The sequence below is a fragment of the Rickettsia conorii str. Malish 7 genome, assembly GCF_000007025.1.
Taxonomy (GTDB): Bacteria; Pseudomonadota; Alphaproteobacteria; order Rickettsiales; family Rickettsiaceae; genus Rickettsia; species Rickettsia rickettsii.
In genome coordinates, this window is the sequence record NC_003103.1 from 990,531 (window position 1) to 1,006,748 (window position 16,218).

The window sequence follows — 16,218 nt, forward strand, 5'->3', positions numbered from 1 at the left end:
TAACTTTCTTTTTTATGTTTATTTTAACAATTCTTACTATAGTACTCTTGCGTATATATAATAATCTTTATGCTCATTTGCAACTATTTCGTATTTTTTAAGAATTCCTTCCCTAGCAAAACCGCATCTCTCAAGAAGATTAATTGAACGAAAATTATCAGTAATTACTGTTGCTTGTACTCTTATAATACCAATATAATCAGCAAATTTTAAAATATTCTTTATAGCTTTTAACATCATACCTTGACCCCAAAAATTAGGATCTAGATCATAACTTATTTCTGCTCTATGATGCTCTAGATTTATTATATTAAAACCGGCAGTACCTATTAATTTATTATCGTCTTTAATGGCAATTCCCCAATAAAAACTTCTATGATTTTTATATAAACTAGACCAATAACGTATTTCCTCTCCAGCCTCTTCTACGTCTTTAGGCCTATTGCTATCAGTTATATAAATAGCCATTTCCGGCTTACTCATATAATTAAAATAATCTTGTGCATCCTCCGCGGCTAACTCTCGTAAAACTATATCGTTTAAATCAAGCACAGGAAAAGAGGCATATAAATGTCCTCTATTTATCATATATACTAACTATTTTGCTGTATAATATAAATATTACATATTCATATTATACAGAAGATTTTTAAATAATGAGTATACCAGGTGAACAATGGTTTCCACCTTGTATACAAATTTACTTCATATTATTTTATTATTAATTTTTATATATCTATAATTATACATACTTAATCGGGTCTTGTACATTATTCTTTTTAAAAGCATCAAGTCGTGCAATGCATGATAGACATTGACCACAAGATAAACCGTCTTCTGTTGGATCATAACATGATATTGTTTTACTATAATCTACTCCAAGCTCAAGCCCTTTTTTAATTATTTGCTCTTTGGTCATATTTATTAAAGGAGCATGGATAGTAATTTTTTCTCCATTTACTCCTACCCTAGTTGCTAAATTTGCCATTGCTTCAAAAGATTTTATATATTCAGGACGACAATCAGGATAGTTAGTATAATCATTAGTGTGTACCCCAATAAAAATATCTCTAGCTCCTATAACCTCAGCAACTCCTAGTGCGTAGCTTAAAAATATTGTATTACGTGCCGGTACATAAGTAACCGGTATGTCACTTGGTAATTGATCTGTGTTTTGAAATTTTGGTACATCTATATTATCATCAGTCAATGCAGAACCGATAAATGACTGCAAATCAATATTAATAACCCTATGTTGTTTTACATTATAATCTTTAATTAATCCTTGGATTTTTTGGACTTCCAGACTATTGCGTCTATGATAATTAAAACTTAGAGCATAAATTTCATAATCCGTTTTGCTCACTATCTCAAGAACCGTAGTAGAATCAGGTCCACCGCTTAATAAAATAACTGCTTTTTTTTTCATTGTTTTACCGATAAAGTTAATTTTTGAGATACTAAAGCATTTAAACTAATTTTTGCTCTAAGTGCTTCAAGTACTAAAGCTCGATGCACACGTTTATCTACTCTAACATTAAACTGTCCGCTATACTCTTTCCTAGACGGAGCTAAGGGGATAGATTGATTATGACTTATATAACTTTCTTTCATTAAAGTCCAAGCTTGTTGTAATTCTTGCAGTGCTTTTTCAGGCGAATTGCCAAAAGCTGATACATTCGGTAGCTCTTCAAACCTTGCTAGCCAATCTCCATCCGTATCTTTAAAAAGTTCTATAGTAAACCCATCAAATGTATCATTTGTTTTCATCTTCATTTCCTTTTGCAAAGTTTAAAAATGGTCGAACTTGATATTCTTTTTCCATATTGCCAAAAGTGTGAATAGATAACCTATTTCCTTTGGACAAGTACCAAATCTGATGGCTACCTTTTTGCCTATCTTTAACCCAACCGCACTTAGTCATTAAAGTATGAATCAGAGAAACTGAATCCTTTAGGATTTTGTTTAGCTTTCTTTATTTATAAGTTTTATATACTGATTCATGTTGTCACTATATATAGTTATAATATATAAGGCAAATAATATATGTTAATACAATAAATATTCTTGACTACCTCCTTCTGATAATCTAAATTTATGTTGTTAATTTATGGCGGGTGTAGCTCAGTTGGTTAGAGCATCAGGTTGTGGTTCTGAGGGTCGCGGGTTCGAATCCCGTCACTCGCCCCATATTTTGGAATTGTTGTGTGGTTACCAAATCATCATTGCGAAGAAAATTACAAAGTAATTGACGAAGCAATCCAGTAAAAAATGCTAAAATTAGTACTTTTTTGTTATTTTTCTGGATTGCCACGTCGCTTCGCTCCTTGCAATGACGATTTGACATCCATGCAACAACGCCTACAGTCGCTCGCAATGACATTTTTTTCTTATGGATATCAAACTTTTATATAGACTAGCTAAATATCTAAGGTGCTATAAAAAAGATTTGATCATCGTTATGATCTCTTTACTTAGCGTATCAGCTTCATTATTACTAATCGGTAGTGTTTTTAGAAATTTAGTTGATAAAGGCTTGAGCAAAGACCATATTTCATCGGTTGATAACTCTATATTATATATTTGTTTATTAATTATCATCTTAAGTATTGCTAGTTTTTTTCGTTCATATTTTATCAATAATGTTGCTGAAAAGGCAGTTAATCAAATAAGAAAAGAAGCTTATAGTAATTTAATTAATTATGAAATTGAAGAGTTTGAAGAACTAAAAATCGGCGATATAATTTCACGCCTAACAAATGATATAGATCAAATATCTACTCTCATCGTTAATTTCTTATCTTTTTTTATTCGCAATTCGGTGATGCTAATTGGCAGCATTACATTAATGTTTTTTGAAAGCTTTAAACTCGCTTCTATAGTAATTATTACCATTCCTATCTTATTAATTCCTTTAATTAAATTCGGCAAGCATGTTAAGGTTTTATCTAAAAAAGCTCTAGAATCTAAGTCACTTTTAGCATCGGATATTAATGAAACTTTTAATAATATTAGAGCTATTTATGCTTTTAACCATCAAATAAACAAAATTGCCGATTTTGACACTAAATTACAAAACTATTTAATATACTGCAAAACCCGTTTAAAAATTCGTGCTTTATTCTTTGCGATTTCAATAGCCGTTATATTTCTTGCGATTACTTTAGTCGTTTGGATCGGAGCTTCAGATATAGTGAAAGGTCATTTATCTGCGGGACAAATTATCTCGTTTATTTATTATGCGATTATCGCCGGAGTTAGCTGTGGCGGTATTTTTGAGCTACTAAGCGAAATGCATTTACCTGTTACAGCCCTTGAGAGAATAATTACAATTATAGATAAGACACCTATAGCACATAATAATTATTTAGAATTAAATAATTCCGATCCAATCTCGATAGAATTCAAAAATGTTGATTTTACCTATCATTCAAGACCTAATTTAAGGATTATTAATAATATGTCTTTGAAGATAAATGCCAATAAGTTTCTTGGTATTGTAGGTAGATCAGGTGCAGGAAAAAGTACTGTGATACAGTTACTGCTGCGTTTTTACCGGCAAGAAAACGGCACTATCCTTATTAACAATCAAGATATAACTCTTTTAAATCCTGCTGAAATTCGTAAATTAATTGCCTATGTTCCTCAAGAGGCTAGCATTTTTTCCGGCACTATAAAATCAAATATTATATTCGGTAATAATGAAGCAAGCGACGACGAAATAAATGAGATAATAAAAATTACAGGAATAGAAGAATTTGCTGCTAAACTTCATGACGGTATAAATGCTAAAATCGGTGAAAGAGGGGTTAGATTATCAGGAGGACAGAAACAAAGAATAGCTATTGCTAGAGCATTACTACGCATGCCGCAAATTTTGCTTCTTGATGAGGCAATGAGTGCTTTAGATACGATGAGCGAACAGAAATTACTAGAGTCTATAAAAAAAATAATGAGAGGGAACATTATTATATCAATTGCCCATCGAATTAGTAGTATAGAATCAGCTGATTATATTTTAGTCATAGATAAAGGAGGAGTAGTCGCTGAAGGATCACATAATGATTTATCTAAAAACTCAGAAATTTATCGAAATATTTGCAGAGAGCAGTTAACAATATAAAGGGGTATGTCATTCCTGCGAAAGCAGGAATCCAGTCAACCTTAATGTCATACCACGACTTGAGCGTGGTATCTTAGGGCATAATCTGTGACACAAGATCCCGTGGTCAAGCCACGGTATGATACTGAACGCTTTTTACTGGATTCCCGCTTTCGCGGGAATGACAATAAAGTATATAATTGATATATTTGTTACAATAAAAGTTCCTTAGTATAAAAAATTTAAATGTTTAATATAATTTAGCTTGAAAGCTGCCGTAGCTTTGTTATAATCGTAATTACAAAACAAAAAAGGTTTACAAAATGAAAAGTTTATTAAAGATTTTATTAATTCTAACTTTCGCGAGCTCAGTATTTGCTTCATCAATGCAAATGCCTGCCCCAGCTTCAGTTACAACAACCCAAATACAAGCTATGAGTACTGACGATCAACAAGCTTGGGTTGCTAGTTTAACAGCAGATCAGTATAATATGTTAAGTCCTGATGTCCAAAAGTGGGTAATGGAGAATACTACCGATACTCAAAAACAAGCTTTAGGAATTAATCAGTAATATTTTAATTAATTTTTAAAATTGATAGGGGACTGTTAACAAAATAATTTTAATTGATAATTAAAAAGAATTTTTAGCGAAAATTAATAAGAGTTTTGAAGGAATAGTGTGAATCCTATTTTAAAAAAGCCTTATAATTTGCAGTAAAAATAAATTTAATTAGCTTTAAAATTTATTCTGTTAATAGTCCCACATGTTAGGAATCATTATTATTAACATATATTACTAAAAGTTTCTGCTTGCACTTCCTTTCAGTCTTCCTGTTATCGTGTCATGTATATACTCCTGATAAATAAAAATTGCTAGACGAGCATAAATATTCATTTATTCTTTCTTTAGTAAAACAATACACTAATTATTGTAAGCTATAAGAATATAGAAAGCTAATTTGTTGTGTGGCTTTGCTGCCATTCCTGCATCCTTATTTATGTCATTCCCGCAAAAATGTTGTTGCGTGGATAGGTTTTTCCATCATTGCGAGAAAATTTACAATAGTAAATTGATGAAGCAATCTTGGGAAGAATTCCTGAGATTGCAATGCTCACTAACGTTCGCTCGCAATGACGACTTGGTATCTATGCAACAATGCCTTGCAGGGATGACATCGCGCAAGGCTTTCGGCTTCAATAATACTTTGCTAAAATAACCTCAAACTAACAATTAATTATGAAATTAATTATTACCGTAATCATCATGGAAATACTCGCTGGAGCGGAAATAGATTTATTCATTCCAAGTTTTCCTGAAATACAAGATACATTCAACCTTTCAACTTTTATGACAGAGTTACTACTTGGTGTTAATCTAACTGCTTATTGTATTACTTCGCTTATAGTCGGTAATTTAGGAGATAGGTACGGACGCAGACCGATTATTATACTCGGTTTACTGATTTTTAATCTTGGTAGTTTATTGTGTGTATTTGCAAATAATTATGCAGCTATATTATTTGGAAGATTTTTGCAAGGATGCGGAATATCATCGGTTGCAGTGCTAGTATATATTGTTCTTGCCGATATTTATTCGGTACAAGAACAGCAAAGATTCATGGGCATTTTAAACGGCACTATTGCCCTTTCTATGGCAATAGCACCGGTTATAGGTAGCTACGTCAATTTATTTTGGGGCTGGCGTGGCAATTTTGTTTTGTTGCTTATAATAGGTTTGATCAGCCTAATTCTTGGTATATTATTTATTCCAAAAAGAGAAGTTAATAAAAAAATACGTATTTCTTTAAAAGAATATATACCTATCTTCAAATCGCCAAAAGCTATATATTATATACTTACAATGATATTTCTTGCACAAGGGTATTGGATATTTATTGGGATTGCTCCTATTTTATATATGCAAGATTTAGGTGTAACTTTAGAATATTTCGGACTTTATCAAGGAGCAATGGCAGCTCTATTCTCAATTATGAGCTTTTCAAGCGGTTATTGCTTTAAAAAATTCGGTATTAAAAATTGCTTCTATTTTGGAGTTATATTTATAATACTATTCCTACTAGGCAATAGCATATTAGTTGTATATAATATTAATAATCCTTTAACCATAACAATAGTTACTTTATTATTATCTCTTGGTGTGATATATCCGATTAACATATTATGGCCATTGCTTTTAGAAGCTATTCCGGACGGTAAAGCTCGTATGACGGCTATTTTCACTGTGGCTAGATTGATTTTAACGGCATTTGGGCTGCAATTAGTAGGATTTTTATATAACGGTACTTTTACTCCTCTTGGCATTACTATATCCAGTGTTACACTATTTGGGTTAGTAACATTACCTAAATTATTTAAGTATGATAAAGTCTTTGAGATTTCTAGTAACGTGTAGATGTCTTTATGTCATCAATTGTGTCGTCATTGCGAGGAAAAACTGTAAGTGTTGACGAAACAATCTTAGGAATTTGTTATTATTTCATAAGATTGCCACGCAGCCTACGGCTGTTCACAATGACAAAAAAGCTGATTCACACAGGAATAACCTAGAAACGGATGTAAGAAAAAATAAACAAATGATCAATAACAATTTTATCTTCAAGATAGCTTTCAGATATTTTAGAGCTAAGAAAAACGAAAAGTTTGTTTCTATTATTTCTGCCTTTTCTTTAGTGGGCGTCATGATCGGCGTTGCAGCATTGATAGTAGTCATGTCCGTTATGAACGGTTTTCATATAGAGCTTACTAAAAATATTATCGGCTTAAATGGGGATATAGTGATAAATCGGCAAGGTGGTAGTATTGATAACTATGAAGAGATTAAAGCCAAACTCCTAAAACAAGATTATGTAAAACATGTAACATTCATTGCTTACGGTCAAGCTTTGGCTCTTGGTAAAAGTAATAATAGCGGTGTGCTTGTTAAAGGTATGAAATTAAAGGATCTAAGTGTAAGAAATGAAATTTTTAAAAATGTAAATTTTGGTAGTTTTGATAATTTTCACGGCAAAAACGTAATAGCACTCGGAGAACAATTAGCAAGCAATTTAGGCGTAACCGTTGGGGATAAGATTAGATTAATTTCACCGAATAATTCAGTTTCTACCACCTTTGGCAGTATGCCAAGATCAAAAGAATTTAAAGTTATAGCAATTTTCAATAGCGGTATGTATGATTATGATTTGACAACGATATTAATGCCGCTTACCGCAGCACAAAATTTCTTATCTCTCGGCAACGATATTAATTTAATCGAAATTAATAGTCTAGATCCCGATAAAGCTCTCACATATTCACATAAAATACAATTGCTCTTAGGTCCAACCCTATATGTATTTAATTGGCAAACCTTAAATTCACAATTTTTAAGTGCTCTTGCTGTTGAGCGTACAGCTATGTTTACTATTCTATCTTTAATTATTACGGTTGCCGCATTTAATATTATTTCAAGCTTATTTATGCTTGTTAAAGATAAAACTTCAGATATTGCAATTCTTAGAACTATGGGAGCAAGCACTAAGCAAATAATGCTTATTTTTATCTATAACGGAATGTTTATAGGATTACTTGGCACAACACTAGGTGTAATCCTTGGTGTTACCTTTTCTTATAATATTCAAACTATCAAGAATTATTTGGAGCGTATAACCGGTACTAAAATTTTCGAGGCAGCTATTTATTTTCTTTATAGTTTACCTTCAAAAGTAAGAGCTGAGGATATTATTTTAATTACCTCTTTATCTATAATATTGTGTTTTCTTGCGACAATTTATCCTTCTTATAGAGCCTCAAAATTAAATCCCGTGGATGCCCTAAGATATGAATAATACAATCCTCATTTTAAAAAATATCTCAAAACATTACAGCCAAGGCAAAACTATTGTTAGAGTACTAGATGATCTTAATCTAACGGTTAATGAAGGTGAATTAATCGCTATAATAGGTTCTTCAGGTAGCGGCAAATCAACTTTACTACATATTGCCGGCTTGCTTGATAAACCTACAAAAGGTCAAGTCATCATACCAAATAGCAAGTATCAAAAATATCATCTCATTCGTCTTCATTATTTAGGTTTTATCTATCAACAACATCACTTACTTAAAGATTTTACCGCTCTTGAAAATGTTATTATGCCAAGGCTTATTAGTGGTCTTGATCAAAAAGAAGCAATAGAAGATGCAACAAAGATATTAGATGATTTAGGGCTTGGGAAAAAACTCTATAATATGCCTGGAGAATTATCGGGAGGAGAAAAACAACGGGTCGCTATAGCTCGGAGCTTAATTAATAAGCCGAAAATTATTTTAGCAGATGAACCGACAGGTAATTTAGATCCCAAAACTACAAATGAAGTATTTAATTTATTTTTAAAAGTAGCAAGAGAACAAAATACCGCAATTATTATGGTAACACATAACTATGAATTAGCACATAAAATGGATAAATTATATAAGCTAAAGCACAGATTATTAAATATAGCTTGATTTAAAGCTCAAAAATTCTAATAATTATATGTAGGTTCTGTGAAGATTTCTAAAAAGATTTAATTTTGGCTCTTTTTTGCTGCAAATTATAAGATTTTTTTGAAATATGAATAACTATTCCTTCAAAAACCTTATAATTTTTGCTAAAAAATATCTTAAAATAGCAAATCAATTAGAAATTTTCACAGAACCCAATATTCTTTTAATAAAGGTTAGTAATGGCTGAGTCTATTATATTTACTCTTTTACTTGGAGGTGAAGATCGGATATTAGAGAAAATAAACAAGCAGGAAACTCAAAATAAACTGCCTATTATCCGGCTAGAAGTTAATAAAGCATCACATATACCCGATAAAGAACGTATTTTTTCGGAGATCTTACAAGAATCCCACAAAAAGGGCAAAACACCGATTTTTAATATTCAACTTAATAACAATAATATACAACCCATTTTTACGGTACAAGATTTAATTAATTTACAAAATTTAAATATAAAAACTACTATTACTTTTGATCAATATAATTCATTACCCCAAAATTCTGAACTAGAAGCTTATTGGAAGCAAATTATGAAAAAAGTTGATCATGTTTTTTTTACAAATGAAGCAGATCAAAATTTATCTATAGCCGATGGTATAGTACCAAAAGATAAAGCCACTACAATTACGGATATAAGTTTAGTAACATCTGTTTTTAACAATCTTGTATCTGATCGTAAAATTGATCAATTACTTTCCGGTACAATACCTGATAAAGAAAAGCTAGATAAAATAATAAAAAACGCTAAAAATCAAGGCGGTAGAGTGATTATAGAAACTTGGCCTCTTTCTGCAGACGAAGCAACAAATCTTATCACTGCTAAATTCGGTATTACCTCTGAAGATCAAATTTACGGATTGAAACTCGAAATTAATGAAATCTTAAAAGATGCAAATAATGCTGCTGAAAACTTAAAAAAATATGTATCACAAATATCTAGGCAATTTCAAAAAGATTTAGGTAAAACTGAGGTAAATCCTATTGACTTTAATTTTATTAATACAAAGAAAGTTATTAATGATAAACCTAAGGATATACAAGTAGAACAAACAATATCATATGAACCTCTAAAAGCAAACCAACCACAACCGCAAGGTTTTTTTAAAAGAATTTTTAACTATTTTAAAGATATAATAACTAGTTTTAAAGAAGCAATATTCGGCAAAAAAGAAGAACCTAAAACTCACGAATCAACAACTCCAACTACGGAAGCAAAGCCGACAATAACAGAAGAACCACTAACCACTGTTGCATCTTCTATAAATCCACCGCAACAGCAAGCTCCCGCTAATAATCAAAAACCATGGGAAAAATTAGGAATTCCACAGGAAATGTATAAGGAATCTCTAAAAGCAGAACAACAATTAGCCAAACCAGTAATAGAGCCAAAACCGCAGGTACCTGAAAAAAAATCATCACTGGTTATAAATACTGAAGATCAAGTTGGTGTTTATAATACAGGAAATATAAAACAACCTACTTATTTATACACTGAAGATGATATAAAAAATATATTGGAAGCAAATATAGATAAGAATATGTTCTCTATATTTCATCATGCCTCTTTAGAAGAGCCGGAAATACTAAAAGATACTCTTCGTGTTACAGTAGAGGATTTAATACTAGATAATAAGCCTGCAATTATACCACTAAATACAGGACATAAACATTGGTTACTCTTAATGGCTAGTAAAGATGATAAAGGTAATATAAACTTTATGTATAATGATCCCTATGGTGAGCCATTGGAATCTCGACCAAAAGTAACAGAATATATTACCGAAATTTATCCCGATGCAAAAATAACAGACCTAAATACTAAGCAACAAGAAAATGTATATGATTGCGGAGTGTTCGTATGCGATAGTGCGATCAAACTCTCTAAAGGGCAAAAAATTCTAACTACTGAAGAATCTAAAGACCAAGGTATAAATTTAAGGAAAGCTCAAGCTAATACATTATTAATACAGCAACAAGCAATAGCGATTGGACACGAATCACGCAAGACATCATCTACAAATAACAAATTTCACAATCTTATTAACAGCCGAAAAACAAAAGATACTGAAAGGAGTCGTTGATAACAAAAAAACATTAGGTAAAATCTATAATTACTAATATAATTATTTATAGTTAATTTATATTTTAACAAAGAATGACTACCATACTTGTGATCGTTATTATAATAATGATCGCCTTATCTGCTTTATTTGCCGCTACCGAAACTGCTATTACCGCTTCTTCCCCAGGGAAGATTCATAAGCTTAAAATCGCCGGTAATAAGCGTGCTAAAACAATTTTAGAGGTTCTTAAGAAAAAAGAAAAGGTCATAGGAACTTTATTAATAGGTAATAGTTTAATCAATACTGTTTGTACCACTATTGCTACTACTCTCTTTATTAGCTTTCTTGGAGATAATGGACCCATTGTTGCTTCCGGCGTTATGGCTTTTATAATTATTGTTTTTGCCGAAGTAGTACCGAAAGCAATAGCCGTTGCTAAACCTGAACAATTAGCATTAAAAATGGCTTCAACTATCGTAATATTTTTAAAGCTTTTCAAACCTATTAATATTGCTCTTGATTACATTACAAAAATATTTTGCTTCATATTGCGTATTAATTTAAATCCTCAAATATCAGGAACGGAAGAAGTAAGAGGCGTGATTGAGCATTACCATCAAGAAGGCGGAGTTTATAAATCTGATCGTAATATGCTCGGCGGGATATTAGATATACGTAATATGACGGTATCGGAAATTATGACTCACAGAAGTAGTATTATAGCCCTTAATATCGACCTACCTCATGAAGTGATAATTAAAACTTTATTATCGGGTGCTCATACACGTATACCTTTGTGGCAAGATAATAGAGATAATATAATAGGGATTCTCAATCTAAAAGATTTGCTTAAAGCATTATACGAAAATAATAATGATGCAAAAAAAGTTGATATTAATAAACTTCTAACCCCACCTTGGTTTATCCCTGAGAATGCACTTGTAGTAGACCAGCTACATGCATTTAGAGAACGTAATAATCATTTTGCTTGTGTTGTAGATGAGTATGGTACTCTACTAGGTATTATTACTCTTGAAGATGTTATAGAAGAAATCGTAGGACCCATTACTGATGAACATGATAGACTTAATAATGAAATTATCAAGAAGTCTAATACCGAATTCATTATAAAAGGAACTACGACTATTAGAGATATTAACCGAGAACTTGATTGGAATTTATCGGATGAAGATGCAAACACTATAGCAGGATTAATAATACATAAAATTGCTAGAATTCCAAATCAAGGGGAAGTAATTGAAATATTTAATTTAAAGGTAATTATTTTAAAGAAAATTGCCAATAAGATTGATAGCGTAAAAATTACCGTATTACCTACTACCGAGGCAACAATAAGCAGTGAGTGAAATCGGTAATTTTTTACTACTAACAACGATGTACTTGTCGGTTATCGGTTTGTCTTTTGTCTTTTATGTCATTCCTGCGAAAGCGGGAATCCATAAAAAATCTCTACTTTATAGACTGAATTGCCGCTTTCGCGGGAATGACAACTACCTCATTACTTGCCCCTTCTACATAGCTGCCTCATGTACTATACTTGCCTTTTTTACCCTAGTCTATGCCTTTATTATCTCTGACTTTTCACTACAAAATGTTTTCTTAAATTCCAGTACTTTAAAACCTTTAATATATAAAATAGCCGGTAGTTGGTCGAGCCACGAAGGCTCAATGTTATTATGGTTTTGTTTATTACAAATCGTTAGTTGCTGTTATATATTTTTACTTGAAGATAACCGTCTTAAATTTTTATCTATTATTATTCTATCAGCCATACAATTATTGTTTAGCAGCTTTATTTACTTTACCTCCAATCCTTTTAACGTGTTTTCTTTCGTTCCTAAAGAAGGGTTAGGCTTAAACCCGATGCTACAAGATATTGCTTTGAGCATCCATCCTCCTCTGCTTTATTTAGGCTATGTTAGCTATGTAGTACCGTTTACTATTGTTTGTGCCTCTATGTCATTCTCATACCCACTTATGTCATTCCCGCGAAAGCGGGCATCCATTAATGACCTAAGACTTCTCAAAACATTTTCCAATATCGGTATCTTATTTACTACCATAGGAATTAGCCTTGGTTCTTGGTGGGCATATAGAGAACTCGGCTGGGGCGGATTTTGGTTTTTTGATCCGGTAGAAAATATTTCACTATTTCCTTGGTTATCCGGAATTATGCTCCATCATTCTATAATTGTAACAACAAAAACCAGACGTATGCAAAACTGGACAGTAATTTTATCCATCATTACTTTTTTATTAGTAATATTTAGTGCTTTTTTAGTACGTTCCGGTTTTATTACCTCAATTCACTCTTTTGCATTCTCACCTGAGAGAGGAATATACTTGCTTGGGATATTTTTGATTATGGGGATTGGTAGTATTGGGTGGTATACTACCACATCATTGCGAGGAAATGCATTAACATTGACGAAGCAATCTCAGGAAGCTAACCAAGATTGCTACAGCCACTTTTGTGGCTTCGCAATGACGCATTGTGGAAACTCCATACTCCTCGGTAATATATTCCTCCTTCTTAGCCTTATTGTGCTAATAGCTGCCACACTTTATCCGCCACTTTACTCTTTATTCGACGATAAATCTATTATTATTAGTGAAACATTTTTTGTTAATAATTTTATTATATTCGTTATCCCTATTCTTGGTACCATAGGATTATTTACTACCAGAAGCTCTATTAAAAAACATATTATAATTCTAATATTATCTCTAATAATTACTTATTTAATATCATTAAAAGTAACATTTAGTGTTATATCGATTTTAACTATAATCGCATCTATATTTCTTATGCTTCATAATATTCATTATCTTTTGGTTAAAACTAATTATTGTAGAAATAGACTTAAAGCAAGTAACGCTAGTATGATCCTTGGGCATTTTGGTTTTGCACTAATTAGTTTTAGTATTACTATGAATACATTATTACAAAGTGAAATGGATTTTACCGGCAGAGTAGGAACAAGTAAAACATTTAACGAATTTAAAGTAACATTGCAAAATATTAAGTTTGCTCAAGGTAAAAATTATTATAGACAAATCGCTGAATTTTGGCTTGAGGATAATAGCCGTAATATAACTATATTAAAGCCGGAAAATAGACTTTATATAGTTGAAAAGAGTTTATCGCAAGAAAGTGATATATACTCTTACTTATTATATGATCTTTACGCAGTTTTAAGTAATATAGACGGCGATATAATCCATGCTAAAATATATTACAAGCCAACGATAAGCTTTATTTGGCTTGGAATTATTCTTACCGCGTCCGGTTTTTTTATTGCACTAATCAGAAAAAATTCTAGCTAATTTGAACCATCACATTTAAGGTTTAAAATTTTAATACTATTCGGATGATCAGCACCGAATTGTTCTATCTGATTATTATGGAATTTTTCATACCAAAATTTCTTAGGTAAAGTACAACTAGCTTTAGCGGCTGCAAAATACATATTACTTATTTCATACACATTTTTCATATTTTCTTTATAATTATTCCAATATATATTTTCAGCAGTAGCATAAGTATCTACCGCCTCCTCATTTTGATTAAGTAACACTAGTGCATCCCCTTCAGCAACAAACGTTTTTGCCAAATCTATATCCGGTGATATAATAATCTCTTTGTTAGGTCTAGTTGGATCATTAAGAAAAATTGCTTTAGCTTTTTTATTCTAGAGCTTCGGTAACATCACCTAAACCTAGTTTTGCTCTTGATTTTTGGGTAAAAATTCGTCCAAATACTTGATTTTCCTCTTTTTTACTCGACTTATTCATATCATATATACTTATTCTAATAAAGAAAGAGCTTCCTGATGTTTCTTAAGATTATTTAATACATCTAATTTAATGAAATATGAACCGGTAAGAAATAAATCTTGAGGTTTCATCCCGTTTTCGATACAAGCATTTATAGTATCGTCAATTCTTCTTAATGCTTCATAATTTTTACCTTGGATATTAAATAATTTAGCTTTTGCATAATATATAGTTGCTATGTCAGTTTGATCTACTAGATTTTGATTGAACATATCTTCCATCATTTGGATATTTTTTTCTGCTTCTTCTAGATTTCCTAGCTGAATATTGGATATAGCCGAACCGAAAACTACATTACATTTTACGGAATCATATACTTTCACTTCATCAAATACCTGCTTAGCTTTCGTATCTATTCAATTGCTTTTTAGGATCTGACCAGGTTCTATAATACCACCCTATGCGTCCTAAATATGCAGCATAAGCAAATTTTTCTTCATTATTCATTGTCCATAATTTAAATTTACCTTTTTGATCGTTTTTATCAAACCAATTTACTAATTTTTTTGAGTTATATAAATCGGAAGAATTAGCATATTGTATTAATAAATTTATAACTCTAAAATTTTATATATTGATATATCGTATTTTTCTGCATTTTTTGTAATTAATCCGGTATAGTTTTAGCATTTCTAAAAATACGCCCCTTTACTAAACTTTTAGGCATAGAATTTAAAAGATTAGTAACACTACGTTCAAGATATTCTTTATTTCCTTTATCTCCATTTATTTGTAATATTTTGTAATATTTTTTCCATCATGCATTTCAAATATCGGATTAACTTCATTAGGTTCAATATTAGAGATCAAAGCAAATTTAGAAAACTGATAAATATCATCATCTAGACTATGCTTATCTTCAGTAATAGAATTTAATAATTCTTTTGAAACACTTTGATTATTAAGCAATGCTATCCCATCTAGTAATCTCTTGGCACTAGGCTTTAATTCATTGCTAACAAGTGTTATATTTAGCTCAATTTTATCCTTAGAGGCTTTTATCTTTTTCTTGTATTTCTCTAAGTTTAAACCTTGTATTTGATTTAATATTTGTGCTCCTTGAACTATGAGAATCGGATAACCTCCAAATGCTTGAGTCAAACAATTTATTAATTCCAGATTTTTATTTTCCAATATATTTGTTGCAAGTAATGCAGCTTCCAGCTTAGTGAAAGCGTTTGCTTTGATTATGTTAGATAATAATTCATCGTCTTGGGTACAAAATATAATATTACCTTTATACTACCAATTAATAAAATCCTCTATTTTCTTATTCTCGCCTATTTTTAAATTATCAAACACCAATAACCATTTATCCTTACTTACTAGATAAACCATTAAATCTTTCTTCATCACTGCCATATCTTCTGAAATCACCGGTGATTTTACCTCGGTATTAATAGTTTTAGATAATTTGAGTAATTGCGACTCTATATTTAGATTACAATCAATCAACCAAATTATGTTATAGTTATCTTTATTTTCATAAGCGTACATTCTAGCAAGCTGCGTTTTACCCATACCGCTTACCCCTACTACACTAGATTACTTATATTTATTAAGATTTTCCTTTAGTTTTTCCAATTGGGATACATGATTTATAAAATAGCTAACCGGTACAACTAAATTGGATATTTGACTTTGAGCAAATA

At 31.2% G+C, this 16,218-nt stretch carries 16 protein-coding genes and 1 tRNA gene; 9 read left to right on the forward strand and 8 right to left on the reverse strand.

Annotation, left to right across the window (positions count from 1 at the left end):
- Nucleotides 1–36 precede the first annotated feature (36 nt).
- The 4 genes from RC_RS05330 to RC_RS11090 form a co-directional block, all read right to left on the reverse strand.
- On the reverse strand, nucleotides 37–588 hold the full coding sequence (locus RC_RS05330; RefSeq protein WP_010977647.1) for a GNAT family N-acetyltransferase: 552 nt from the start codon (nucleotides 586–588) through the stop codon (nucleotides 37–39).
- A 154-nt stretch (nucleotides 589–742) separates the two neighbouring features.
- Nucleotides 743–1,429 carry a 7-cyano-7-deazaguanine synthase QueC gene (gene queC, locus RC_RS05335; protein ID WP_010977648.1) on the reverse strand — a complete coding sequence of 229 codons (687 nt, stop codon included), beginning with the start codon at nucleotides 1,427–1,429 and terminating at the stop codon, nucleotides 743–745.
- Entirely contained in the window at nucleotides 1,426–1,770 is a 345-nt protein-coding gene (locus RC_RS05340; protein ID WP_012151206.1) for a type II toxin-antitoxin system HicB family antitoxin, read from the reverse strand. Before RC_RS05340 ends, queC begins: the two co-directional genes overlap by 4 nt.
- Complete coding sequence (locus RC_RS11090; protein WP_010977650.1) at nucleotides 1,757–1,924, reverse strand: type II toxin-antitoxin system HicA family toxin; 168 nt, start codon at nucleotides 1,922–1,924, stop codon at nucleotides 1,757–1,759. The genes RC_RS05340 and RC_RS11090 overlap by 14 nt, the downstream gene beginning before the upstream one ends.
- Nucleotides 1,925–2,113: 189 nt before the next feature.
- On the opposite strand from RC_RS11090, the gene RC_RS05345 reads away from it, so the two are divergent.
- The 9 genes from RC_RS05345 to RC_RS05385 all read left to right on the forward strand — a co-directional run bounded on the left by RC_RS05345 (nucleotide 2,114) and on the right by RC_RS05385 (nucleotide 14,056).
- Nucleotides 2,114–2,190 (forward strand) — tRNA-His (locus RC_RS05345).
- A 202-nt stretch (nucleotides 2,191–2,392) separates the two neighbouring features.
- Nucleotides 2,393–4,123 (forward strand): ABC transporter ATP-binding protein, encoded by a 1,731-nt coding sequence (locus RC_RS05350; protein ID WP_010977651.1) that lies wholly within the window; start codon nucleotides 2,393–2,395, stop codon nucleotides 4,121–4,123.
- A 302-nt stretch (nucleotides 4,124–4,425) separates the two neighbouring features.
- On the forward strand, nucleotides 4,426–4,674 hold the full coding sequence (locus RC_RS05355; protein ID WP_010977652.1) for a DUF2673 domain-containing protein: 249 nt from the start codon (nucleotides 4,426–4,428) through the stop codon (nucleotides 4,672–4,674).
- Between the two features lie 666 nt (nucleotides 4,675–5,340).
- A complete protein-coding gene (locus tag RC_RS05360) occupies nucleotides 5,341–6,516 on the forward strand; it encodes a multidrug effflux MFS transporter (protein WP_010977653.1) in 1,176 nt (391 codons plus the stop codon).
- 181 nt (nucleotides 6,517–6,697) lie between these two features.
- Nucleotides 6,698–7,948 (forward strand): lipoprotein-releasing ABC transporter permease subunit, encoded by a 1,251-nt coding sequence (locus tag RC_RS05365; RefSeq protein WP_041471775.1) that lies wholly within the window; start codon nucleotides 6,698–6,700, stop codon nucleotides 7,946–7,948.
- The gene (locus RC_RS05370; RefSeq protein ID WP_010977655.1) at nucleotides 7,941–8,606 is read left to right on the forward strand and encodes an ABC transporter ATP-binding protein; all 666 of its coding nucleotides are present in this window, start codon (nucleotides 7,941–7,943) and stop codon (nucleotides 8,604–8,606) included. The genes RC_RS05365 and RC_RS05370 overlap by 8 nt, the downstream gene beginning before the upstream one ends.
- A 218-nt stretch (nucleotides 8,607–8,824) precedes the next feature.
- On the forward strand, nucleotides 8,825–10,726 hold the full coding sequence (locus tag RC_RS05375; protein ID WP_010977656.1) for a Ulp1 family isopeptidase: 1,902 nt from the start codon (nucleotides 8,825–8,827) through the stop codon (nucleotides 10,724–10,726).
- Nucleotides 10,727–10,800: 74 nt separating this feature from the next.
- On the forward strand, nucleotides 10,801–12,075 hold the full coding sequence (locus RC_RS05380; protein WP_010977657.1) for an HlyC/CorC family transporter: 1,275 nt from the start codon (nucleotides 10,801–10,803) through the stop codon (nucleotides 12,073–12,075).
- Nucleotides 12,068–14,056 carry a heme lyase CcmF/NrfE family subunit gene (locus tag RC_RS05385; RefSeq protein WP_010977658.1) on the forward strand — a complete coding sequence of 663 codons (1,989 nt, stop codon included), beginning with the start codon at nucleotides 12,068–12,070 and terminating at the stop codon, nucleotides 14,054–14,056. Before RC_RS05380 ends, RC_RS05385 begins: the two co-directional genes overlap by 8 nt.
- On the opposite strand, the gene RC_RS05390 is transcribed toward RC_RS05385, so the two are convergent.
- The 4 genes from RC_RS05390 to RC_RS10480 all read right to left on the reverse strand — a co-directional run bounded on the left by RC_RS05390 (nucleotide 14,053) and on the right by RC_RS10480 (nucleotide 16,087).
- A complete protein-coding gene (locus tag RC_RS05390; protein WP_010977659.1) occupies nucleotides 14,053–14,343 on the reverse strand; it encodes a hypothetical protein in 291 nt (96 codons plus the stop codon). The two genes, RC_RS05385 and RC_RS05390, sit on opposite strands and share 4 nt — an antisense overlap.
- 192 nt (nucleotides 14,344–14,535) lie before the next feature.
- Nucleotides 14,536–14,889, reverse strand: a complete 354-nt coding sequence (locus RC_RS05395) for a hypothetical protein (RefSeq protein ID WP_010977660.1) — start codon at nucleotides 14,887–14,889, stop codon at nucleotides 14,536–14,538.
- 403 nt (nucleotides 14,890–15,292) lie between these two features.
- Nucleotides 15,293–15,667 carry a hypothetical protein gene (locus RC_RS10475; protein ID WP_233417444.1) on the reverse strand — a complete coding sequence of 125 codons (375 nt, stop codon included), beginning with the start codon at nucleotides 15,665–15,667 and terminating at the stop codon, nucleotides 15,293–15,295.
- A gap of 141 nt (nucleotides 15,668–15,808) precedes the next feature.
- Entirely contained in the window at nucleotides 15,809–16,087 is a 279-nt protein-coding gene (locus RC_RS10480; RefSeq protein WP_010977662.1) for a hypothetical protein, read from the reverse strand.
- Nucleotides 16,088–16,218 lie beyond the last annotated feature (131 nt).